This window comes from Variovorax sp. GW822-FHT04A09, from assembly GCF_058801005.1.
On the sequence record NZ_JBXAMV010000005.1, the window covers coordinates 292,815 to 315,773 of the forward strand.

General features: G+C 68.8%; 20 protein-coding genes. 16 read left to right on the plus strand and 4 right to left on the minus strand.

Going from position 1 to position 22,959, the window contains the following annotated elements:
• The first annotated feature begins 10 nt into the window (after positions 1 to 10).
• A complete protein-coding gene (locus tag AC1RLW_RS24710; protein ID WP_082818036.1) occupies positions 11 to 1,144 on the plus strand; it encodes an ABC transporter substrate-binding protein in 1,134 nt (377 codons plus the stop codon).
• A gap of 283 nt (positions 1,145 to 1,427) precedes the next feature.
• Here AC1RLW_RS24710 and AC1RLW_RS24715 read toward each other — a convergent pair whose 3' ends face one another.
• Genes AC1RLW_RS24715 through AC1RLW_RS24725 form a run of 3 tightly spaced genes read right to left on the minus strand, consistent with a single transcriptional unit; the run spans position 1,428 to position 4,970 of the window.
• Entirely contained in the window at positions 1,428 to 2,522 is a 1,095-nt protein-coding gene (locus AC1RLW_RS24715) for a M14 family metallopeptidase (RefSeq protein WP_493195493.1), read from the minus strand.
• Positions 2,519 to 3,721: a M20 aminoacylase family protein gene (locus AC1RLW_RS24720; protein WP_493195494.1), complete on the minus strand. Its 1,203-nt coding sequence runs from the start codon at positions 3,719 to 3,721 to the stop codon at positions 2,519 to 2,521. The genes AC1RLW_RS24715 and AC1RLW_RS24720 overlap by 4 nt, the downstream gene beginning before the upstream one ends.
• Before the next feature lie 55 nt (positions 3,722 to 3,776).
• Entirely contained in the window at positions 3,777 to 4,970 is a 1,194-nt protein-coding gene (locus tag AC1RLW_RS24725; RefSeq protein WP_493195495.1) for a glycerophosphodiester phosphodiesterase, read from the minus strand.
• Between the two features lie 110 nt (positions 4,971 to 5,080).
• Between AC1RLW_RS24725 and argE the strand changes: the two genes are divergently transcribed.
• From argE to AC1RLW_RS24775, 10 genes are all read left to right on the plus strand, one after another.
• On the plus strand, positions 5,081 to 6,247 hold the full coding sequence (gene argE / locus AC1RLW_RS24730; protein ID WP_095950723.1) for an acetylornithine deacetylase: 1,167 nt from the start codon (positions 5,081 to 5,083) through the stop codon (positions 6,245 to 6,247).
• Positions 6,248 to 6,275: 28 nt separating this feature from the next.
• Complete coding sequence (locus AC1RLW_RS24735) at positions 6,276 to 7,499, plus strand: DUF445 domain-containing protein (RefSeq protein ID WP_493195496.1); 1,224 nt, start codon at positions 6,276 to 6,278, stop codon at positions 7,497 to 7,499.
• A gap of 141 nt (positions 7,500 to 7,640) precedes the next feature.
• On the plus strand, positions 7,641 to 9,299 hold the full coding sequence (locus AC1RLW_RS24740; RefSeq protein ID WP_493195497.1) for a Vgb family protein: 1,659 nt from the start codon (positions 7,641 to 7,643) through the stop codon (positions 9,297 to 9,299).
• A 118-nt stretch (positions 9,300 to 9,417) separates the two neighbouring features.
• Complete coding sequence (locus AC1RLW_RS24745; RefSeq protein ID WP_062472795.1) at positions 9,418 to 10,194, plus strand: MHYT domain-containing protein; 777 nt, start codon at positions 9,418 to 9,420, stop codon at positions 10,192 to 10,194.
• A 73-nt stretch (positions 10,195 to 10,267) separates the two neighbouring features.
• Positions 10,268 to 11,878 carry an acyl-CoA carboxylase subunit beta gene (locus tag AC1RLW_RS24750; protein ID WP_095743246.1) on the plus strand — a complete coding sequence of 537 codons (1,611 nt, stop codon included), beginning with the start codon at positions 10,268 to 10,270 and terminating at the stop codon, positions 11,876 to 11,878.
• On the plus strand, positions 11,875 to 13,824 hold the full coding sequence (locus tag AC1RLW_RS24755) for an acetyl/propionyl/methylcrotonyl-CoA carboxylase subunit alpha (RefSeq protein WP_493195498.1): 1,950 nt from the start codon (positions 11,875 to 11,877) through the stop codon (positions 13,822 to 13,824). Before AC1RLW_RS24750 ends, AC1RLW_RS24755 begins: the two co-directional genes overlap by 4 nt.
• A gap of 31 nt (positions 13,825 to 13,855) precedes the next feature.
• The gene (locus AC1RLW_RS24760) at positions 13,856 to 14,752 is read left to right on the plus strand and encodes an SDR family NAD(P)-dependent oxidoreductase (protein WP_493195499.1); all 897 of its coding nucleotides are present in this window, start codon (positions 13,856 to 13,858) and stop codon (positions 14,750 to 14,752) included.
• Positions 14,753 to 14,784: 32 nt separating this feature from the next.
• On the plus strand, positions 14,785 to 15,945 hold the full coding sequence (locus tag AC1RLW_RS24765; protein ID WP_095747399.1) for an acyl-CoA dehydrogenase family protein: 1,161 nt from the start codon (positions 14,785 to 14,787) through the stop codon (positions 15,943 to 15,945).
• Positions 15,946 to 15,956: 11 nt separating this feature from the next.
• Positions 15,957 to 17,123 (plus strand): acyl-CoA dehydrogenase family protein, encoded by a 1,167-nt coding sequence (locus tag AC1RLW_RS24770; protein WP_493195500.1) that lies wholly within the window; start codon positions 15,957 to 15,959, stop codon positions 17,121 to 17,123.
• A 95-nt stretch (positions 17,124 to 17,218) separates the two neighbouring features.
• Positions 17,219 to 17,980, plus strand: a complete 762-nt coding sequence (locus tag AC1RLW_RS24775) for a slipin family protein (RefSeq protein ID WP_493195501.1) — start codon at positions 17,219 to 17,221, stop codon at positions 17,978 to 17,980.
• 77 nt (positions 17,981 to 18,057) lie between these two features.
• Here AC1RLW_RS24775 and AC1RLW_RS24780 read toward each other — a convergent pair whose 3' ends face one another.
• Positions 18,058 to 19,335 (minus strand): DEAD/DEAH box helicase, encoded by a 1,278-nt coding sequence (locus tag AC1RLW_RS24780; protein WP_492686627.1) that lies wholly within the window; start codon positions 19,333 to 19,335, stop codon positions 18,058 to 18,060.
• Between the two features lie 48 nt (positions 19,336 to 19,383).
• Here AC1RLW_RS24780 and AC1RLW_RS24785 point away from each other — a divergent pair, with 48 nt between their 5' ends.
• From AC1RLW_RS24785 to AC1RLW_RS24805, 5 genes are all read left to right on the plus strand, one after another.
• On the plus strand, positions 19,384 to 19,764 hold the full coding sequence (locus AC1RLW_RS24785; protein WP_062472780.1) for a translation initiation factor Sui1: 381 nt from the start codon (positions 19,384 to 19,386) through the stop codon (positions 19,762 to 19,764).
• 7 nt (positions 19,765 to 19,771) lie between these two features.
• Positions 19,772 to 20,008: a DUF3820 family protein gene (locus AC1RLW_RS24790; protein ID WP_056584018.1), complete on the plus strand. Its 237-nt coding sequence runs from the start codon at positions 19,772 to 19,774 to the stop codon at positions 20,006 to 20,008.
• 182 nt (positions 20,009 to 20,190) lie between these two features.
• A complete protein-coding gene (rbp, locus tag AC1RLW_RS24795; RefSeq protein ID WP_095950733.1) occupies positions 20,191 to 20,598 on the plus strand; it encodes an RNA-binding regulator in 408 nt (135 codons plus the stop codon).
• Between the two features lie 318 nt (positions 20,599 to 20,916).
• Complete coding sequence (locus AC1RLW_RS24800) at positions 20,917 to 21,405, plus strand: tripartite tricarboxylate transporter TctB family protein (protein ID WP_095949764.1); 489 nt, start codon at positions 20,917 to 20,919, stop codon at positions 21,403 to 21,405.
• A gap of 13 nt (positions 21,406 to 21,418) precedes the next feature.
• Positions 21,419 to 22,930, plus strand: a complete 1,512-nt coding sequence (locus AC1RLW_RS24805; protein WP_493195502.1) for a tripartite tricarboxylate transporter permease — start codon at positions 21,419 to 21,421, stop codon at positions 22,928 to 22,930.
• The last annotated feature ends 29 nt before the right edge of the window (positions 22,931 to 22,959 follow it).

Sequence of the window (22,959 nt, forward strand, 5' to 3'; positions counted from 1 at the left end):
CACCATGACGATGCAATTGAATCGCAGGCATTTTTCGATCGCCACGGCGGCCGCCGCCACGCTGGGCGGCTTCGGCATCGCCCGGGCGCAGGGCGACACACCGCTGGTGCTGGGCCAGTCGGCGCCGTTCACCGGGCCGGCCGCGCAGCTGGGCATCCAGTTCCACCAGGGCGCCAAGCTGTTCCTGGATCAGTACAACGCCCAGCCGGGCCAGCGCGACGTGGTCATCAAGAACCTGGACGACGGCTACGAGCCCGACCGCTGCGCGGCCAACACGCAGAAGCTGATCGGCGAGGACGTGTTCGCGCTGTTCGGCTACATCGGCACGCCGACCAGCCTGGCCGCGCTGCCGCTGGCGGTGAAGGACAAGGTGCCGTTCATCGCGCCGTTCACGGGCGCGATGTCGCTGCGCGAGCCTTTTCACCGCAACGTGTTCCATCTGCGCGCTTCGTACAACGACGAGACGGCATTGATGGTGAAACAGCTCACCCACCTGGGCATGAAGAAGATCGCGGTCTTCTACCAGAACGACGCCTACGGCAAGGCCGGCCTCGACGGCGTGACGCTGGCGCTGGCCCAGCAGGAACTCAAGCCCGTGGCGCTGGCCACGGTGGAGCGCAACTCGGCCGACGTGGCCGCCGCGGTGAAGACGATCATGGCGAGCCAGCCGGCGGCGGTGGTGCAGGTCGGTGCTTACAAGGCCTGCGCGGCGTTCATCCGCGAGATGCGCAAGGCGGGCTACGGCGGCGTGTTCTTCAACCTCTCGTTCGTGGGCACGCAGGCGCTGGCGGACGAGCTGGGCAAGGAAGCCGCGGGCGTGATGGTCACGCAGGTGGTGCCCTCGCCCTACAACCAGGCGAATGCACTGGCCCGCGAGTTCACCGAAGCGGTGCGCAAGGCGGGCGGCGGCGCGAGCGCCAATTTCTCGAGCATGGAAGGCTACCTGGCCGCCAAGGTGCTGACCGAGGGGCTGCGCCGCGCACCGGGCGGCAAGGGCACGCGCGACGGGCTGATCGCGGGGCTGGAAAGCATCGAGCGGCAGCAGTTCGGTGGCTTCGAGGTGTCGTTCTCTTCGAAGAGCCATGTGGCTTCGAAGTTTGTCGAGCTGTCGATGCTGACTGCTGACGGGCGGGTGCGGACGTAGTTCTTGTCCGGGGGGCGTGCACAGGCCACCGGGTACTTCCCTCCGCGAATGTCCCCCGGGCTTCGCCCTCCTCCTTGATTTCGCTGCGGGAAGCACCCGGTGTCCTGCGCACTGGACGCGCTGCTGGTGCTCGCCGATCAACGACCGCACTGCCCAACGCTCACGTCGATGCGGTGCCTTGCGCAGCGAAATCAAGGAGGAGGCCGCAGGCCGGGGGACATTCGCGGAGCAAGGTACCGCGTCGGCGGGAGCACGCCAGAGCGCACGCCCTGGCCGTTCAAGTTCAGCTGCTCAGCCCGTCCACCGCCTGGAACATCGCCTGCCGCGCCTGGCTCACGATCTGGCCGCGCCAGGCGTCGGAGTCCGTGTAGAACGCCTCCACCATGCGCGCGCGGATGCCATCGGCCAGGTCGGCGGGCGCATCCGGGTGCTTGTGCAGCCAGTGGTCGGCGCGCAGGGCGCCGGTCACCTCGAGCATCGGCAGCGTGCCGTATTCGAGCGCGATGCCGGTGTACTCGGCCTGCGGGCACTCTTCGTACACGGCGTCCCACATCAGGCCGCGCAGCAGCGCCGAGGTCGAGGAGCCGTCGTAGATCGAGGTGACGGGCGCCGCCGGCGTGCCCCACCACGCGTTGGCGCGGGCATAGGCGACCTTGTCGTCGCGGCAGGCAAAGATGCGCTCGCCCAGGCCGTTGGGGCCGAGCCCCGTGTGCAGGTCGATCCAGGCCAAGCGCTTCGCGTGGCCTGCATGGCGACGCAGCACGCTGCGGATGGTCTTGTTGCTCCAGGTGGGCGCCTTGCCGCCGAAGAACAGGCCATCGTCGAACTGGTACTGGCCGCTGGTGACAGCCGCCTGGTAGGCCGTGGCGCCGTGCTTGTCGATCCACTTCTCGATCGCGGCCTGGTTGTCCGGCGCCGGCGGCCAGGTGTCGGGCAGCAGCAGCGGATGCAGCTTCGCGTAGGGCTCGTTCACCGGCACGGGCTTCGAGAAGTCGAGGAAGTTGCGGTTCAGGTCGACGTTCTCGTGCGTCACGCGGCGGCCGTACGAAAAGCCGTGCGGGTTCAGCGCATGCACGTACAGCACCGCCACGCCCTGTGCCTTGGCCTTCTCGCGCCATTCGGCGTCGTGCAGCGCGAACACCTGCACGCCGCTGCCGCAGTGGCCCTCGACGCCGTGGCAGGCGCTGGTGACGACCAGCAGCCGCTCGGCGTTGGCATCGCCGTCGAGCGCCACGTCCATCGACAGCTCTTCGCCGTCGCGGCCCTTGAGCGGGTGCGCGTGCGGCTCGACCGTGAGGCCGGCGCTGACGCAGCCCTGCAGGAACTTCTGGCGCGCCTGGGCGTAGCGCGGCGAAAAGGCCTCGCCGATGCCGATCATGCTGCGGTGCCGCCGGGCTGGAGGAACTGCTCGGCGATCTGCACCCAGCAGGTGGCGCCCAGCGGAATGAGGTCGTCGTTGAAGTCGTAGCTGGCGTTGTGCAGCGTGCACGGGCCTTCGCCGTGGTGCACGTCGCGGTGCGAGCCGTCGCCGTTGCCGATGAAGGCGTAGGCGCCGGGCTTGGCCTGCAGCATGAAGGCGAAGTCTTCCGAGGTCATGGCGGCCTCCTGCTTGAGCACGTTCTCGGGGCCGACGATCCCGCCCATCACGCGGCGCGCGAAGTCGGCCTCGGCCTCGGTGTTGATGGTCGGCGGGTAGTAACGCTCGAAGCGGAACTCGCAGGTGGCGTCGTGCGCGGCGCAGATGTGCTCGCTGATCTGCTTCATCTTGGCCTCGATCATGTCGAGCACCTCGAGCGAGAAGGTGCGCACGGTGCCCGACAGCTCGCAGTTGTCGGGGATCACGTTGTTGGTCTCGCCGGCGTGGATGGTGGTGACCGAGATCACCGCCGAATCGGTCGGCTTCATCTTGCGCGTGAGGATGGTCTGGAAGGCCTGCACGATCTCGCAGGCGATCGGCACCGGGTCGATGCCGGTCTGCGGCAGCGCGGCGTGGCCGCCCTTGCCGACCACGTTCACATGAAACTTGTTGCCCGAGGCCATCACCGGGCCGGGGCTCACGGCGAACTGGCCGGCCTTCATGCCGGGCCAGTTGTGCATGCCGAAGACGGCGTCCATGGGGAACTGCTCGAACAGGCCTTCCTTGATCATCTCGCGCGCGCCACCGCCGCCTTCTTCGGCCGGCTGGAAGATCAGGTAGACGGTGCCGTCGAAATTGCGGTGCTTGGCCAGGTGCTGGGCCGCCGCGAGCAGCATCGCCGTGTGGCCGTCGTGGCCGCAGGCGTGCATCTTGCCGTGGTGCTGGCTGGCGTGGGCGAAGGTGTTGAGCTCGGTGACGGGCAGCGCGTCCATGTCGGCGCGCAGGCCGACGGCGCGGGAGCTGGTGCCGTTCTTGACGATGCCGACCACGCCGGTGGTGCCCAGGCCACGGTGAATGGGAATGCCCCATTCGGTGAGCTTGCCTGCCACCACGTCGGCGGTGCGGACTTCTTCGAAACAGAGTTCAGGGTGGGCATGAAGGTCACGCCGGACGGCCGCGATGCCGGCCGCCTGCGTGACGAGCGAGTCGATGAGTTTCATAAGACACAGTCTAGGCTTTGCGGAATGCGCCGCAAAGACCGTGCCGGGCAAACCCTCAGCGGCCGATGCTCTTGAGGTACTCGGTGCGCGCGGCCAGCGCGGTGTCGGTGAAGTCGGTGAACACCCCATCGACGCCGAGCTTGTAATAGACCGCGTATTCGTTCTTGCCGTCCTTGTTGTAGTCGGACGCGAGCCGGCGCGACTCGTTGCGGAACGTGAAGGGGTGCACGAACAGGCCCGCCTTGTGGGCGTCGGCGATCAGCGTGGTGGGGGCCGTCGAGGTGGCGTCGGCGTCGTTGATCTTGCCGTCCTTGTTGGCGTCCACCACCTTGCCGTCGGCGCCCACGGTGCCCTTGACGCTCACGATGTAGCGCTTCCAGGGGCCGATGCCGTCGGCGTAGGTCTTGATCTCGGCCAGCCCGGCGGGCGTGACCATGACGTCGAAGTTGCGCTTGTCGCCGGCCTTGGTCCACTCGTAGGGGCGGTCGACCGGCACGGCGTAGGTCATGGCGCCGGTCTTCATGTCGATGCCGTCGCCGTCGATCAGCTGGATGAGCCGGGTGTTCAGGCCCTTGCTCTTCATGTACTTGAGGCTGCCGGGCTCGAACGACTGCACGTAGATGGGCGCGGTCTTGCTGTTCCAGCCGGCGGCGTTGATGGCGGCGATGACCTTGTCTTCCATCGGCATGCCCAGGTCGCGGAAGTAGGTGGGGTTCTTGGTCTCGGGGTAGATCGCGATGGTGCGGCCGGTTTCCTTCGACTTGGCCTTGGCGAAATCGATGATCTCCTGGAAGGTCACGATCTTGAACTTGCCGTTGAATTCCTGCGGGCGCTCGGCGTCGGTCGAGATGCCGCCCAGGGTCTTGATCTCGGCCAGCGTGAAGTCGTTGCTGAACCAGCCGGTCTGGGTCTCGCCGTCGACCTGGATGGTCTTCTTGCGCGAGGCGAAGCGCGCGTGCTTGGCCACGTCGGTGCTGATCGCCAGGTTGGGGTCGTGGCGGGCGATGAGCACGCCGTCCTTGGTGGAGACCAGGTCCATCTCGATGACGTCGGCGCCCAGCTCGATGGCGCGGGCGTACGACTCCAGCGTCTGTTCCGGCAGGTAGCCCGAGGCGCCGCGGTGGGCGATGACCAGCGGCGGGTTGCCGTCCAGCGTGAGCAGCTTGTTCGCCGCCGGGCCGGTGGTGCCACAGGCGGCCAGGCTCAGGGCGGCCGCGGCGGTCAGGGTGATCTGCAGGGACATGCGCATGTTGTCTTCTCCATCCAAACAAAGAAAAAAGAGGAGGCAGGCTACCCGCTGCGCGTGACAACGCCGATACCCATCTGCGCGGGCGTTCAACTTCCCGGACAATCTGTTGCATGCAGCACACGCTTTCTCCCCAGAGCCTCTTGATGGCGCAAACCTTGGTTCGCATGAACACGGTGAGCGCAAACAGCAACCTCGAGCTGATCGACTTCGCCCAGGCGCATCTCGCCGCCCTCGGCGTGAAGAGCCGCATCACCTACAACGCCGAGCGCACCAAGGCGAACCTGTTCGCCACGCTGGGCGAGGGCAAGCCGGCCGGCGTGATCCTCTCGGGCCACACCGACACGGTGCCCTGGGACGGCCAGGCCTGGAGCGTCGACCCGCTGTCGGCCGTGGTGCAGAACGAGCGCCTGTACGGCCGTGGCTCGGCCGACATGAAGAGCTACATCGCGATCGCGCTGGCCAATGCCCAGCGCTTCCTCGAGGGCGACGCGCCCTTCGCCGTGCACTTCGCCTTCACGTATGAAGAAGAAATCGGCTGCTTCGGCGTGCGCGAACTCATCGCCGACATGCGCGACGCCGGCATCAAGCCGCTGGCCTGCATCGTGGGCGAGCCCACCAGCATGGTGCCGGCCATCGCGCACAAGGGCGTGTACCGCTACAAGTGCTGCGTGCGCGGCAAGGAGGCGCATTCGTCGCTCACGCCGAAGTCGGTCAACGCCATCGAGATGGCCGCGCGCGTGATCGGCAAGGTGCGTGACATGGCCGAAGACTTCGAGCGCAGCGAGCCGCGCTACGACGGCTTCGACGTGCCCTTCAGCACCGCCAGCGTGGGCCAGTTCCACGGCGGCATCGCTGACAACGTGGTGCCGCGCGACGCCGAGTTCCGCTACGAATTCCGCGACCTGCCCACGGCCGACGCCAAGCGCATGCAGTCCGACGTGCTGGCGTACGCCGCGAGCATCGAGCCGGCCATGAAGAAGGTGGCGCCCGACGCGGGCTTCAAGTTTGAAACGATCTGCGAGATCCCGAGCTTCCTGGGCGCGGCCGGCGATCCGGTCACGCTGCTTGCGCAGCGCCTGGCCAGCGAAGACCGCACCACGCTGGTGGCCTTCGGCACCGAAGCGGGCCTGTTCAAGAACGCCGGCATCCCCACCGTGGTGTGCGGCCCCGGCAGCATCGAGCAGGCGCACCAGCCCGACGAGTTCGTGAGTCTTGAGCAGCTCGCGCGCTGCGAGCTGTTCATGGAGCGCCTCGCGACCTCGCACACCATTGGCTGAAGACCACGGCAGCGGCGCACTGCAACGCATGAAACGCGTCGCGCTCGGCCTGCTGTGCGCGGCGGCGGCACTGTATGCGCTGGCCAGCGCGCTGCACGGCCAGCACCCGGCCTGGGGCTACGTGGCGGCCTTTGCCGAGGCCGCGATGGTCGGCGCCATTGCCGACTGGTTCGCGGTGGTGGCGCTGTTTCGCCACCCGCTGGGCCTGCCGATCCCGCACACGGCGATCATCCCGAGCAACAAGGACCGCATCGGCGCCAAGCTCGCGGGCTTCATCTGCGACAACTTCCTGAGCACCGCCCAGGTGCTGGCCAAGCTGCGCCAGTTCGATGCGGCGGGGCGCATCGCCGAGTGGCTGGCCCGGCCTGTCAGCGGCGAGCGGCTCGGCGAATGGGGCGTGGCCGCCACGCGCTACGGCCTGGCCGCCTTCGACGACGAACGGGTGCGCGACTTCATGGGCCGCGCCGCGGCGGCCGGCCTGGCCAAGATCGACCTCTCGCGCCTCACCGGACAGGCGCTCGATGCGCTCACGGCCGGCGGGCGCCACCAGGCGCTGCTCGACGACGTGCTGCAGCAGGTGGCCGAGCTGCTCGACGGCGAGGAGGTGCAGGCGCACATCACCGAGGCCATCGCGCGCGAGATCAAGACGCTGCGCTACGTGGGCCTGGACCAGGTGGCGGCCAAGCTCGCCACGCGCAAGATCGTGGCCGCCATCGCGCGCACGCTGGCCGAGCTGGCGGCCGAGTCCGACCACCCGATGCGCAAGCGCTTCGACCATTTCGTGGACGACTTCGTGGTGCGCCTGAAGCTCGACCCCGAGTTCCAGCAGCGCGGCGAGCAGATCCGCGCCGAGCTCATCGCGCACCCCGCGCTGGGCGACTACCTGCACGGCCTGTGGGGCGAGCTGCTGGGCTGGCTGCACGACGACCTCGGGCGCCCCGACTCGACCATCCGCCAGCGCATCGCCACCATGGCCGGCGCGCTGGGCCAGCGGCTGCAGAACGACGCGGCGATCCGCGCCTGGATCAACGAGCAGCTCGAAGCCGCCGCGCCGGCGGCCATCGAGCGCTACCGCGAGGACATCCGCCGCTACATCGAGGAGCGCGTGGGCGAGTGGAACGCGCACGAGATGACCGATGAGCTCGAGCGCCACATCGGGCGCGACCTGCAGTTCATCCGCATCAACGGCACGCTGGTGGGCGGGCTGGTGGGGCTGCTGATCCACACGGCGACGCAGCTGCTGCGCGGCTGAAAAATCACCGGGTGCTGCGGGTTATCCGCAGCGGACGAAAGTCCGCGTCTTGTCCCGCGAGCGACTGCGCGGCCTCTTCCGGCTCCTAGACTGCGGGCGCACTGCCGCATCCGTCACAAAGCCAACCCAGAGGAGATCGCCATGCCCCGTCGCTCGATCCGCGCTGCCGCGCTGACCGCCGCCCTCGCCCTGCTCGCCGCCTGCAGCACGCTGTCGCCACCGCCCAAGCGCCCCGCCGCCTGGGCCGCGCCCGAAGTGCTCGTGGCCCCGTCGTCCTTCGCGGGCGTGCACGGCCTGGCCATCGATGCGAAGGGCCGGCTGCTGGCGGGCTCCGTGCTCGGCAACACGCTGTGGGAGGTCGACCGCCAGACCGGCGCCGCCAAGGTGCTGGTCGACGCGCCCGAAGGCCAAGCCGACGACATCGCGGTCGGGCCGAAGGGCGAGCTGGCATGGACCAACTACCTCATGGGCATGCTGCGCTACCGCGAGAACGACAGCGCGCCGCTGCGCGTGCTCGCCAAGGACCTGCCCGGCCTGAACTCGCTCGACTTCGATCGCCGAAACGGCAAGCTCTACGCCTCGCAGGTGTTCCTGGGCGATGCGCTGTGGGAGATCGACCGCGAAGGCAAGCAGCCCCCCCGGCTCATCAAGAAGGACATGGGCGGCTTCAACGGCTTCGAGGTCGGACCCGACGGCCTGCTCTACGGCCCGCTGTGGTTCAAGGGCCAGGTCGTGAAGATCGACCCGGCGAACGGAAACCTGACCGTGATCGCCGACGGCTTCAAGATCCCGGCTGCCGCCAACCTCGACGGCAAGGGCAACCTGTGGGTCGTCGATGCGCGCAGCGGCGAGCTGGTGAAGGTCGATCTTGCGAGCGGCAAGAAGACCGTCGCCAAGCAGCTGCGCCCGTCGCTCGACAACCTGGCCATCGCGCCGGACGGGACGATCTACGTCTCGAACATGGCCAACAACGAGGTGCAGGCCTTCAACCCCGCCACCGGCGAGCTGCGCACGCTCACCAGCGGCAAGGTGGCGGTGCCGGCGGGCCTGAAGATCGACGGCAACGACCTGTGGGTGGCCGACGTCTTCGGCTTCCGGCAGGTCGACGTGCGCACCGGCGAGGTGCGCGACGTGTTCCGCATGCAGCGCGACCCCGAGCTCGACTACCCCTTCGCGGTCGGGCTGTCGCCCAGGCTGTTCGCGCTCACCTCGTGGTTCACGGGCTCGGTGCAGCTGGTCGACCGCCAGACGCTGAAGACGGTCGAGACGATCCACGGCCTGAAGGCGCCGTTCGACGCGCTGCCCATGCCCGACGGCAGCGTGATCTACGCCGAACTCGCCACCGGCAGCATCACGCGCGCCAGCGGGCCGAAGTTTGCAGAGAAGTCAGTGCTGGCTAGCGGGCTGAACGGCCCGGTGCAACTGGTGGTCGGCCAGGACGGCGCGCTCTACGTGACCGAGGCGGCCGGCAAGCTGCTGCGCATTCCGCTGGACGCCAGCGCGCCACTGCGCACCGTGGCCGACGGGCTGGCGCTGCCCGAGGGCCTGGCCCAGACGCCGTGGGGCAGCTTCATCGTGGCCGAGAGCGCGGCGCGCCGGCTGGTCGAGATCGACCCGGCCACCGGCACCCGCCGCACCGTCGCCGAGAACCTGCCCATCGGGCTGGCGGCCGGGCCCGGCCTGCCCCCGCCGTATGTGGTGACGGGCGTGGCCGTGGGCCGCGACGGCACGGTCTACGTGGCGGCCGACAGGAACAATTCGATCTATCGAATTCGGCCTGTCATTCAGGGTAACAATTAGTACAAGTTTCTGTTTACTTTTATAAACACATATTACAAACTGGTCGGGACGCGTCGCAGCGTTCCGATCGCATAGGGCAGTCGGGGTCTGCGAAGCGCTCTTTCCGAAGGGACATCGCATGACTCCACTCGTCGTAGGCCAAGTGCTATCGCCCGAATACTCCCTGGGGCTGGTCGCGCTTTCGTTCGTCATTTCCTTCTTCGGCTCGCTGGTGGCCCTGATCTGTGCCGGGCGCATGGTCGGTGCCGACGGCAAACCCAACCTGGCCATCGTGGCCTGCGCCGCGGTGGCGCTGGGGGGCATCGGCATCTGGTCGATGCACTTCATCGGCATGCTGGCCTACCGGCTGCCCTTCGGCATCGCGTACAACATGCCGCTGACCATCGTGTCGCTGGTGGCGGCCATCCTGATCTCGGGCATTGCGCTGTACCTGGCGGGCGGGCGCGCCAAGTTCAGCCGCTCGGGCTGGCTGGCGGGCAGCCTGCTGGCGGGCCTGGGCGTGTGCGTGATGCACTACATGGGCATGTTCGCGATGAACATGCGGGCCACGATGAGCTTCGACTTCAGCATGGTCGCGCTGTCGGTGGTCATCGCCATCACGGCCGCCGCCGCGGCGCTGTGGCTGGCCTTCAACCTGCGCAAGCTGAGCCACCAGGTGGCCGCCGCCGCCGTGATGGGCGTGGCGGTGTGCACCATGCACTACGTGGGCATGAGCGCGGCCAGCATGATCTGCACGGCGGCCGCCCCGGTCGACGCGCTCTCGCTGGGCGGCAGCTACATGGGCCTCACGGTGTTCGGCACGGCCGGCGCGGTGCTGATCTTCATCTACTGGGTGGTCACGGGCAGCAGCCTCGACGCCGCCCCCGCCGCACAACGGCGCGTGCGCCCCAGCTAGTTGGCGCAAGCGGGCCGGGGGCCCGCCTCCTAAAGTCTGTGCGAAACGACACGCGCGCACCGCACAGACCCCCATGCCCTTCCTCGAATCCCGGCTGCACACCGCCGGAGACAGCTACCAGGCCAACCGCGCCAGCATGCTCTCGCTGCTGGACCAGGTCCGGTCCCACGAAGCCCGCGCCGTGGCCGCCTCCAGCGCCTCGGCCGAGCGCTTCGCCAAGCGCGGCCAGCTGCTGCCGCGCGAGCGCCTCGCGCTGCTGCTGGACACCGGCGCGCCTTTCCTGCCGCTGGCCACGCTGGCGGGCCTGGGCCAGGACAACCCCGACCTTTCGAAAAGCGTGCCCGGCGGCGGCCTCATTGCCGGCATCGGGCGCGTGGCGGGGGTGCGCTGCATGATCAGCGCCTCCGACTCCGGCATCGACGCCGGCGCGCTGCAGCCCATGGGGCTGGACAAGCAGCTGCGCCTGCACGAGATCGCGCTGGAGAACAAGCTGCCCTTCATCCAGCTGGTGGAAAGCGCGGGCGCCAACCTCATGCAGTACCGCGTGCAGGACTTCGTGCGCGGCGGCAACATCTTCCGCAACCTCGCGCGGCTCTCGGCCGCGGGGCTGCCGGTGGTGACCGTGACGCACGGCTCGTCGACCGCGGGCGGCGCCTACCAGACGGGCCTGTCGGACTACATCGTGATGGTGCGCGACCGCACGCGGGCCTTCCTGGCCGGGCCGCCGCTGCTGAAGGCCGCCACCGGCGAGATCGCCACCGAGGAAGAACTGGGCGGCGCCGTCATGCACACCCACATCTCGGGCCTGGGCGACTACCTGGCCGAGGACGACCGCGACGCGCTGCGCATCGCGCGCGCCATCCTCGGCGGCATCGACTGGGCGCGCGACGAGGCGCCGCGCACCTTCGCACCGCCGCGCCACGACGCCGAGGAGCTGATGGGCCTGATGCCCGCCGACGGCCGCCGGCCGGTGGACATGCGCGAGGTCATCGCGCGCATCGCCGACGGCTCGGAGTTCCTGGCCTTCAGCGAGCACTACGGCAGCGCCACGGTCTGCGGCCACATCCGCCTCGAAGGCCATGCGGTGGGCATCATCACCAACAACGGCCCCATCGATTCCGACGGCGCCACCAAGGCCACGCACTTCATCCAGGCCTGCTGCCAGTCGCGCACGCCCATCGTCTACCTGCAGAACATCACGGGCTACATGGTGGGCCGCGCGCACGAGGAGGCCGGCATCATCAAGCACGGCGCCAAGATGATCCAGGCCGTGACCAGCGCCAACGTGCCGCAGATCACGCTGCACTGCGGCGCCTCGTACGGCGCGGGCAACTACGGCATGTGCGGGCGCGGCTTTGCGCCGCGCTTCTGCTTCAGCTGGCCCAACGCACGCACCGCCGTGATGGGCGGCGAGCAGGCCGCGCAGACCATGGCCATCGTCATGGAGGCCGGCATGGCGCGCAAGGGTGCCGTCGACCGCGAGAAGATCGACGCGATGCAACGCCAGATCGTCGAGCGCTTCGAGCGCCAGATGAGCGTCTTCACCACCAGCGCGCTGCTGCTCGACGACGGCGTGATCGACCCGCGCGACACGCGCGCCGTGCTGGCCGAGGCGCTGTCGATCTGCCGCGACGCCGAGGCGCGTGCGCCGCAACCCATGCAGTTTTCGGTGGCACGGCCATGAGCACCTTTCACAAGATCCTGATCGCCAACCGCGGCGAAATTGCCGTGCGCGTGATGCGCACCGCGCGCGCCATGGGCTACCGCACGGTCGCGGTGTACTCGCGCGCCGATGCAGACGCCGAGCACGTGCGCCAGGCCGACGAGGCCGTGTGCATCGGCGAGCCGCTGCCCGCGCAGAGCTACCTGAACATCGACGCGATCGTTGCCGCGGCCCGCGCCAGCGGCGCCGACGCGGTGCACCCGGGCTACGGCTTCCTCGCCGAGAACGCCGCGTTCGCGCAGGCCTGCCGCGACGCGGGGCTGGTCTTCATCGGGCCATCGCCCGAGGCCATCGTCGCGATGGGCGACAAGGCCGGCGCCAAGCGGCTCATGCAGGCGGCCGGCGTGCCATGCATTCCCGGCTACCAGGGCGACGATCAAAGCACCGCCACGCTGGCCGCCGAGGCCGAGCGCATCGGCTGGCCCGTGATGATCAAGGCCACGGCCGGCGGCGGCGGGCGCGGCATGCGGCTCGTGGCCTCGGCCGGCGTCTTTGCCGAGCAATTGCAGAGCGCGCAGTCCGAGGCGCTGCATGCCTTCGGCGACGCCACCGTGATCCTGGAGCGCGCCATCGTCGCGCCGCGCCACATCGAGATCCAGGTGTTTGCCGACCGCCACGGTCACGCGATTCACCTCGGCGAGCGCGACTGCTCGGTGCAGCGGCGTCACCAGAAGGTGATCGAGGAAGCACCCTCGCCGGCCGTCGATGCCGCGCTGCGCGCACGCATGGGCGCCACCGCCGTGGCCGCCGCGAAGGCCATCGCCTACGAAGGCGCGGGCACGCTCGAGTTTTTGCTCGACGCGCAGGGCCAGTACTGGTTCATGGAAATGAACACGCGGCTGCAGGTGGAGCATCCGGTGACCGAAGCGGTGACGGGGCTGGACCTCGTCGAGCTGCAGCTGCGCGTGGCCGCCGGCGAGCCGCTGCCGCTCACGCAGGAGGACGTGCGCATCACGGGCCATGCGATCGAAGTGCGCCTGTGTGCCGAAGACCCGCAGCAGGGCTTCCTGCCGCAAAGCGGCACGCTGAGCGCATGGCGCACGTCACCGGCTCTGCGCACCGAACACGCGCTGCGCGACGGCGCCGAGGTGCCGCCCTTCTACGACTCGATGATCGCCAAGCTCATCGCGTCGGGCCGCACGCGCGACGAAGCGCGGCAGCGGCTTCTCGCGGGCCTGCGCGACACGGTGGCGCTCGGCCTGCCGACCAACCAGGCATTGCTGCAGCGCGCGCTCGCGCACCCCGTGTTCGCAGGCGGCGGTGCGACCACCGCCTTCATCGGCGACCACCTCGACGCGCTGCTCGCCGCCGACGCGGCGGCCGACACACGCGCCGCCCTGCTCGCGGCCCTGCTGCTGCAGACCGGCGCGCGCGGCTGGCCCTCGCCGCTGGCGCACACGCTGCCCAACGCCTTGCGCTTTGCGCTCGACGGGGCGGTGCACACGGCGCGCGTGACACCACGCGGCGCGGCGCATTTCGAGGTCGTGCTGGACGACGCCGCGCCGGCCACGCTCGCGCTGCTGGCACTGCCGGACGACGGCCCGGTGCGCTTCGCCTGCAACGGCGTCGCCGCGCAGGCATGGGTCGTGCGGCGCGGCGAACGCACGGACCTCCACTTCGACGGCCGCGCCCACCGCCTCGACGACCTCACGCACGTGGCCGTTCCGCGCGCCGACGCGGGCGGCGGCGACGGCCTGCTGCGCGCGTCGATGAACGGCCGCGTGGTCGCGCTGCTCGCCGCCGAAGGCGACACCGTCTCGGCAGGCCAGCCACTGGTCACGCTCGAGGCCATGAAGATGGAACACGTGCATTGCGCACCGCGCGCGGGCCGCGTCGCGGCGCTGCATGTGGCCGTAGGCACGCAGGTGGCCGCGCGCCACATCGTGGCCGAGATCGCCGAGGCCTGAAGGCCCCTCCCCTTTTTCGAGAACCTGTCGAATGAACGCATCCCACTACCGCTCCGTCTTCGCGCCCGGCCTGTTCGCCGGGCAATGCATCGTCGTCACCGGCGGCGGCTCGGGCATCGGCCGCTGCACCGCGCACGAACTGGCCTCGCTCGGCGCCCACGTGGTGCTGGTGGGCCGCAAGCCCGAGAAGCTCGACGCGGTGCGCGCCGAGATCGAAGCCGCCGGCGGCCAGGCCAGCACGCAGGCCTTCGACATCCGCCAGGAAGACGCCGTGCGCGAGGCCGTGAAGGCCATCGTCGCGGCACACGGGCGCATCGATGGGTTGGTCAACAACGCAGGCGGCCAGTACATCACGCCGCTGGCCGCCATCTCGGCCAAGGGCTGGGAGGCGGTGATCCACACCAACCTCACGGGCGGCTTCCTGGTGGCGCGCGAGTGCTACCTGCAGAGCATGCAGGCGCACGGCGGCGCCATCGTCAACATCGTGGCCGACATCTGGGGGTCGATGCCCAACATGGGCCACAGCGGCGCCGCGCGCGCCGGCATGGTGAGCTTCACCGAGACCGCCGCCGCCGAATGGGCCGTGAGCGGCGTGCGCGTGAACGCCGTGGCGCCGGGCTACATCGCCTCCAGCGGCATGGACCATTACCCGCCCGAGGCCGGCGACATGCTGCGCGCCATGCGCCGCACCGTGCCGGCCGGCCGCTTCGGCAACGAGGCCGAGACCTCCGCCGCCATCGCCTTCCTGCTGGGCCCGGCCGCCGCCTTCATCAGCGGCACCGTGCTGCGCGTGGACGGCGCGCGCCCGCAGGCGCGCATGGGCTGGCCGATGGAACTGCCCGACGCGCAGGCGCAGCAGCGCCCCGCGGTGCGGCCCTACGACGGCTTTCACCTCGCGCAGACACCGCGCGTGTTCCAGGACAAGTAACGAGCGAACGAACGAACGAACGGAGACCAGTGATGCAGTACACCCATGAACACCTCGAGATGCAGAACACCCTGCGCCGGTTCATCGACGAGGAGATCAACCCCCACGTCGACGAATGGGAAGAGGCCGAGATCTTCCCCGCGCACGAGGTCTTCAAGAAGCTCGGCAACCTCGGCCTGCTGGGCCTGAACAAGCCCGAGGCCTTCGGCGGCGCCGGGCTCGACTACTCGTTCGCGATGGCTTTCGCCGAAGGGCTGGGCCACATCAGCTGCGGCGGCGTGCCGATGGCCATCGGCGTGCAGACCGACATGTGCACGCCCGCGCTCGCGCGCTTCGGCAGCGACGAGTTGCGCCGCGAGTTCCTGGTGCCCGCCATCGCCGGTGACACGGTCGGCTGCATCGGCGTGAGCGAGCCCGGCGCGGGCAGCGACGTGGCGGGCCTGAAGACCTATGCGAAGAAGGACGGCGACGACTACCTCATCACCGGCCAGAAGATGTGGATCACCAACAGCCTGCAGGCCGACTGGATGTGCATGCTGGTCAACACCAGCGAGGGCCCGGTGCACCGCAACAAGTCGCTCGTGATGGTGCCGATGAACCTGCCCGGCATCGAGAAGGCCAAGAAGATCCGCAAGATCGGCATGGACTCGAGCGACACCGGCCTCATCTACTTCGACAACGTGCGCGTGCCGCAGCGCTACCGCATCGGCGAAGAGGGCCAGGGCTTCGTCTACCAGATGCAGCAGTTCCAGGAGGAGCGCCTGTGGTGCGCGGCCAGTTCGCTCGCACCGATGGACGACTGCATCACGCAGACCATCGAGTGGGCGCAGCAGCGCCAGATGTTCGGCGCCACGCTGGCCGACCAGCAGTGGGTGCAGTTCAAGCTGGCCGAACTGAAGACCGAGGTGGAGGCGCTGCGCGCCCTCACCTACCGCGCCTGCGACCTGCACGTGAAGGGTGAGGACGTGCTCGAACTCGCGTCGATGGCCAAGCTCAAGACCGGCCGCCTCACGCGCCAGGTGGCCGACACCTGCCTGCAGTTCTGGGGCGGCATGGGCTTCACGCTGGAGAACCGCGTCTCGCGCCTGTACCGCGACGGCCGCCTGGGCTCCATCGGCGGCGGCGCCGACGAGGTGATGCTCGGCATCCTCGCCAAGACCATGGGCATCGCCAAGCGCCCGCCGCGCGGCTGATCGGGCACGCCATGGACGCGGAACTGGAGGCCGACCGTGCGGCGCTCGCCGACACGGTGCGCCGCTTCGCCCAGGCCGAGATCGCACCGAACGTGCAGGCCTGGGACGAGGCCGGCGAATTCCCGCGCGCGCTGTACGCCCGCGCGGCCGAGCTGGGCCTGCTGGGCCTGGGCTACCCGGAAGCACTCGGCGGCACGCCCGCCTCGTATGCGCTCAAGCTGCCGGCCTGGGTCGCGCTCGCGCGCCACGGCCAGAGCGGCGGCGTGCTCGCGAGTCTGTTCTCGCACAACATCGGCCTGCCGCCCGTGGTGCTGCATGCGAGCGACGATGTGCGCCGCGAGGTCGTGCCCGCGGTGCTGCGCGGTGAAAAGATCGCCGCGCTTGCGATCACCGAACCCGGCGGCGGCTCCGACGTGGCCGCGGTGCGCACGACAGCCAAGCGCGACGGCGACCACTACGTGCTGAACGGAGAGAAGACCTTCATCACCTCGGGCATGCGCGCCGACTGGATCACCGTGGCCGTGCGCACCGGCGAAGGCCGCAGCACGGGCGGGCTCTCGATGCTGCTCGTGCCGGGCGACGCGCCCGGCCTTTCGCGCATGCGGCTCGCGAAGATGGGCTGGTTGTGCTCCGACACCGCGACGCTGCACTTCGACAACGTGCGCGTGCCCGCGCGCTACCTGCTCGGCGAAGAAGGTGGCGGGTTCCGCATGGTCATGGGCAACTTCAACGGCGAGCGCGTCGGGCTCGCGGCCGGCGCGCTGGGCTTCGCGCAGGCCTGCCTGGACGAGGCGCTGGCCTGGTCGCGCGAGCGCAAGACCTTCGGCGCCGCGCTCATCGAGCACCAGGCCGTGCGCCACAAGCTGGTCGACATGCAGATGCGCATCGCCTCGACCGAGGCCTGGCTCGAGGCCGTGTCCGCCGAGGGTGACGCGCACGAGGCGGCGGGCCGCGTCAATGCGCCCGAGTGGGTGGCGCAGGTCTGCCTGCTCAAGAACCACGCCACGCAGACCATGCAGTTCTGCGCCGACCAGGCGGTGCAGATCCTCGGCGGCATGGGCTTCATGCGCGGCACCGTGAGCGAGCGCGTCTACCGCGAGGTCAAGGTGATGATGATCGGCGGCGGGGCCGAGGAGCTCATGAAGGAGCTGGCGGCGCGCCAGCTCGGGTGGGTGTAGCGGCGGCGCCGACCTTTCTTCCGGCCCGGCCGGAACGCCGCTGCGCAGCGGGTGTCCAACCGTTCAGCACCTTTGCTGAGTCGCGGGAGATCACCATGCTCTCTTTCACTTATGGCATCGGCGCCGTCGTTCTGGTCCTGCTGGCGGCGTTGCTCTTTTCGGCGATATGGATCTTCCGGGAGTACGAGCGCGGCATCGTGTTCACCCTGGGGCGCTTCTCGAAGGTGGCAGGGCCGGGGCTGGTGTTCGTGATCCCGGCCATCCAGCAGGTGGTGCGCGTCGACCTGCGCACCGTGGTGCTCGAAGTGCCGACGCAGGATGTGATCTCGCGCGACAACGTGTCGGTGAAGGTCAGCGCGGTCGTCTACTTCCGCATCGTCGATGCGGCCAAGGCCATCATCGAGGTCAAGGACTTCTTCAACGCGACCAGCCAGCTGGCCCAGACCACGCTGCGCTCGGTGCTCGGCAAGCACCAGCTGGACGACATGCTGGCCGAGCGCGAGAAGCTCAACCTGGATGTACGCGAATCGCTGGACGTGCAGACGGCGTCATGGGGCATCAAGGTGTCGAACGTCGAGATCAAGCAGATCGACCTCACCGAATCCATGATCCGCGCCATCGCACGGCAGGCCGAGGCGGAACGCGAACGGCGCGCCAAGGTGATTCATGCCGAAGGCGAGCTGCAGGCGTCCGAGAAGCTGTTCCAGGCCGCGCGCGTGCTGGCGCAGGAGCCGCAGGCCATCCAGCTGCGCTACCTGGAGACGCTCACGGTGATCGGCTCGGACAAGAACACGACCATCGTGTTTCCGCTGCCGGTGGACCTGATGGCGAGCTTTCTCGGCAAGCAGCACACGTAACGCGCAACGCACGAAAGCGGGAAACCGTTCGAAGCACCCGCCGGCCTCCTTGCATGCCGACTGACGCCTGACGCGCGTCAGTCCGCGTCTTCCCCACCGCCCGCCTGTGCGGCCAGCGCCGCCGCCGCGCGCAGCTTGTCCTTCTTGCTCGGCCGCGCGCCCTTGATCCCGCCGTTGCCCGAGGTGTCGACCACCACCGGCGCCGCCTCGGTCGGCTCGAAGCCCGCGATGCGCTCGCGCGGCACGCGCTGGCCCTGGCGCTTCTCGATGAGGCGGAAGTGCGCCTCGGTGGCCGGGCTCACGAAGCTGATCGCCAGCCCGCTCGCGCCCGCGCGGCCGGTGCGGCCGATGCGGTGGATGTAGTCGGTGGGCGAACGCGGCAGGTCGTAGTTGATGACCACGGGCAGCTGCGCGATGTCCAGGCCGCGCGCCGCCAGGTCGGTCGCGATCACCACGTCCCACCGGCTCTGCTTGAACTGCGCCAGGATGTCGCGGCGCGTGCCCTGCGCGATGTCGCCGTGGAAGGGCACGGCGTAGATGCCGTTGCGGTACAGCTTCTCGGCCACGGTCTGCGCGGCGTGTTGCGTGGCGACGAACACCAGCACGCGGTCCCAGGTGCCTTCGTTGTCCTTCAGCAGCTGGCGCAGCAGCTGGGTGCGGCGGGCAGCGTCGACCTCGATGGCGCGCTGCACGATGTCGGGGCGGGTGCCGGGCTCGCCCTGCACGTCGACCAGGGCCGGGTCGTGCAGCATGTCGTCGGCCAGCGCCTGGATGGCGATCGGGAAGGTGGCCGAGAAGAGCAGGTTCTGGCGCCGTGCCGGCAGCAACGCCAGGATGCGCTGCAGCTCCTCGGCAAAGCCCAGGTCGAACAGGCGGTCGGCCTCGTCGAGCACGAGCGTCGACACGGCGTCGAGCGCGAGCGCGTTGTGTTCGACCAGGTCGAGCAGCCGGCCGGGCGTGGCGACCACGATGTCGGCGCCGCCGCGCAGCCGCATCATCTGCGGGTTGATCGAGACGCCGCCGACCGCGACGACGATCTTCAGGCGCTCGGGCAGGTGCCGTGCGAAGTCTTCCAGCGTCTCGCCCACTTGGGCCGCGAGTTCGCGCGTGGGCACGAGCACCAGCGCGCGCAGCCGGCGCGACGCTGACGAGGCGGGCTCGGCGGCCAGGCGCTGCAGCAGCGGCAGGGAAAATGCGGCCGTCTTGCCGGAGCCGGTCTGTGCCGAGCCCCGCAGGTCGCGGCCCTGCAAAATGGCAGGGATGGCCGCCGCCTGGATGGCGGTCGGCGCGGCAAAGCCGCTCGCGGCGGCCGCTTGCGCGAGCGCGGGGGTCAGGCCCAGGGTATCGAATGGCATGGAACGGGCACCGGGAAAAAAAGAGAGATCGAAAGAAAGACGGATCGAATGGGAACGATGAAGAACAGCCGCACCGGCAGCACGCTGGTGTACTCCACCGAGGCGGGCGGGCGCATGTGCCCCGACTGCGGCGCCCCGATGGCGCAATGCCGCTGCAAGGAACTCGCGAAGGCCCGCACGGCGGCCACGGACGGCATTGTCCGCGTATCGCACGAGACCAAGGGCCGAAAGGGCAAGGGCGTGACCGTGGTCAAGGGCCTGCCGCTCGACGCGGCGGCGCTGGCGGCCGTGGGCAAGCAGCTGAAAGCGGCCTGCGGCACGGGCGGCACGGTGAAGGACGGCACCGTGGAGATCCAGGGCGATCACCGCGAGGTGGTCATCGCCGCCCTCGTGAAGCAGGGCCACACGGTCAAGCGCGCAGGCGGCTGAAGCACGCATGAACCCCGAAGACCTGCAGCGCCTGGTGACGCTCGAAATGCCTTTTGGCAAGCACAAGGGCACGCTGATTGCCGATTTGCCCGGAAATTACCTGACCTGGTTTGCGCGCGAGGGTTTTCCCGCGGGAGAAATTGGCCGGCTGCTCGCTTTGATGCATGAAATAGACCACAACGGCCTGTCCGACCTCCTGAAACCGTTGCGAAACCGCCCGTCGGGTCGGAATGTTTCTCGATAACACAAGATTTCCCCCCTTTTTTCGGAAATCGGGCCGGATAATCCGGCTCACGTGTCTGCGAGCTTCGGCTCCCGTGCACGTAATTTGGTGATCGGTCAGTTTCGCGCCACAGCGCATTAGTTTGTTGTGATTCTGGGACTCCATCGCTTTGTGTTTTTTTGGTTTGAATTAGGAGTCCCTCCATGGGCAAGAAACTTTACGTGGGCAACCTCGCCTACTCCGTGCGTGACAACGACCTGGAACAGGCTTTCGGCGAGTTCGGCTCGATCGTCAGCGCCAAGGTCATGATGGAACGTGACACCGGCCGTTCGAAGGGCTTCGGCTTCGTCGAAATGGGCACGGACGCTGAAGCACTCGCAGCTGTCGAAGGCATGAACGGCGCATCGCTGCAGGGCCGCGCCCTGACGGTGAACGAAGCCCGTCCGATGGAAGCACGTCCCCCCCGCACCGGCGGTGGTGGCGGCTACGGCGGTGGTGGCGGCGGCGGCTACGGTGGTGGTGGCGGCGGCGGTTACGGCGGCGGCGGTGGCGGCCGTAGCGGTGGCGGCGGTGGTTACGGCGGCGGCGGCGGTGGCCGCGGCGGCTACTAAGCCCTCCCCCACACACTCATGAGCGCCTCGGCGCTCTGAATGAATGAAAAGCTCCTTCGGGAGCTTTTTTCGTTTCCGGCCCCAATCCCCCACACAACCCGCCCTCACTCCCCGCCCCTTCGTGGAACACCGCGGAACCGGCTTCGCCGGGCCGTTGGTGTTGCCCCCGGAAGGGGGTTGGCGCAGCGACACGAAGTGCGCGAAGCCTGGGGGAGAGCCCGTACTTTCCCTGTAAGCATTTGTCCGTACCGCGCTGGTCAGCCGACGGTCAGCCGCTGGCGACGACCCTCGTCCCTTCGAAAACAGAGGGTCGAGACAATGCAAATCAAGAGACAGGCGGACTTCTTCTCAGGAGTCATGTTCGCCGCCGTCGGTGGCGCGTTCGCCATCGGCGCCACCACCTACACCATCGGCGACGGCGCCCGCATGGGGCCGGGGTACTTCCCGCTGATGCTGGGCATCCTGCTGGCGCTGCTGGGCGCGCTGATCATGTTCCAGGCCATGGTGGTCGAGAGCGCCGACGGCGACAAGATCGGCAAATGGGCCTGGAAGCCGCTGGCCTTCGTGCTCGGCGCCAACCTGGCCTTCGGCGTGCTGCTGGGCGGCCTGCCCAGCGTCGGGCTGCCGGCGATGGGCATGATCATCGCGATCTACGCGCTGACCATCATTTCGAGCATGGCGGGCGAGCACTTCAAGCTGCGCGACGTGCTGGTGCTGGCGACCATCCTGGCAGCCGGCAGCTATGTGGCCTTCATCTGGGCGCTCAAGCTGCAGATCCAGGTCTGGCCCACGTTCATTTCGGGTTGAGGAGCACACCGCCATGGAACTGTTCCACAACCTGGCGACCGGCTTCGGCGTCGCCTTCACTTTCACCAACCTGCTGTACTGCCTGGTCGGCTGCATCCTGGGCACGCTGATCGGCGTGCTGCCAGGCATCGGCCCGGTCGCGACCATCGCGATGCTGCTGCCCGCCACCTACGCGCTGCCGCCCGTGTCGGCGCTGATCATGCTGGCCGGCATCTACTACGGCGCCCAGTACGGCGGCTCGACCACCGCCATCCTGGTGAACCTGCCCGGGGAGTCGTCCTCGGTGGTCACCTGCATCGACGGCTACCAGATGGCAAGGCAGGGCCGCGCAGGCCCTGCGCTGGCCGCGGCCGGCCTGGGCTCGTTCTTCGCGGGCTGCGTCGGCACGTTGATTCTTGCGGCCTTCGCGCCGCCGCTGACCGAGCTGGCCTTCAAGTTCGGCCCGGCCGAGTACTTCTCGCTGATGGTGCTGGGCCTGATTGGCGCGGTGGTGCTGGCCTCGGGTTCGCTGCTCAAGGCGGTGGCGATGATCGTGCTGGGCCTGCTGCTGGGCATCGTGGGCACCGACGTGAATTCGGGCGTCGCGCGCTTCAGCTTCGACATTCCCGAGCTCACCGACGGCATCGGCTTCGTGGTGATCGCCATGGGCGTGTTCGGCTACGGCGAAATCATCGGCAACCTCTCGCAGCCCGACGACGAGCGCGAGGTGTTCACGCACAAGGTCAAGGGCCTGTGGCCCACCAAGGACGACTTCAAGCGCATGACACCCGCCGTGCTGCGCGGCACGGCGCTGGGCTCGGCCCTGGGCATCCTGCCCGGCGGCGGCGCGCTGCTGGCGGCCTTTGCGGCCTACGCGCTGGAGAAGAAGATCAAGATGCGCCCGGGCGAAGTGCCCTTCGGCAAGGGCAACATCCGCGGCGTGGCGGCTCCCGAGTCGGCCAACAACGCCGGCGCGCAGACCTCCTTCATTCCGCTCTTGACGCTGGGCATTCCGCCCAACGCGGTGATGGCGCTGATGGTGGGCGCGATGACGATCCACAACATCCAGCCGGGCCCGCAGGTCATGACCAGCAACCCGGAACTCTTCTGGGGCCTGATCGCCTCGATGTGGATCGGCAACGCGATGCTGATCATCCTGAACCTGCCGCTGATCGGCATGTGGATCAAGCTGCTGACGGTGCCCTACAAGTTCCTGTTCCCCGCCATCGTGCTGTTCTGCGCGATCGGCGTGTACTCGACCAACAACAACACCTTCGACGTGTGGATGGTGGCGATCTTCGGCTTCATCGGCTACCTGTTCCTGAAGCTGCGCACCGAGCCGGCCCCGCTGTTGCTGGGCTTCATCCTCGGGCCGATGATGGAAGAGAACCTGCGGCGCGCGCTGCTCCTGTCGCGCGGTGCGTGGAGCGTGTTCGTCACGCGGCCGCTGTCGGCGGGCCTGCTGATCGCCGCGGCGCTGCTGCTGGCCATCGTGCTGCTGCCGGCGATCAAGGCGAAACGCGAAGAGGCGTTTGTCGAGGACTGACCTCGGTGCCCTCAAAGAAAAGCCCCTGG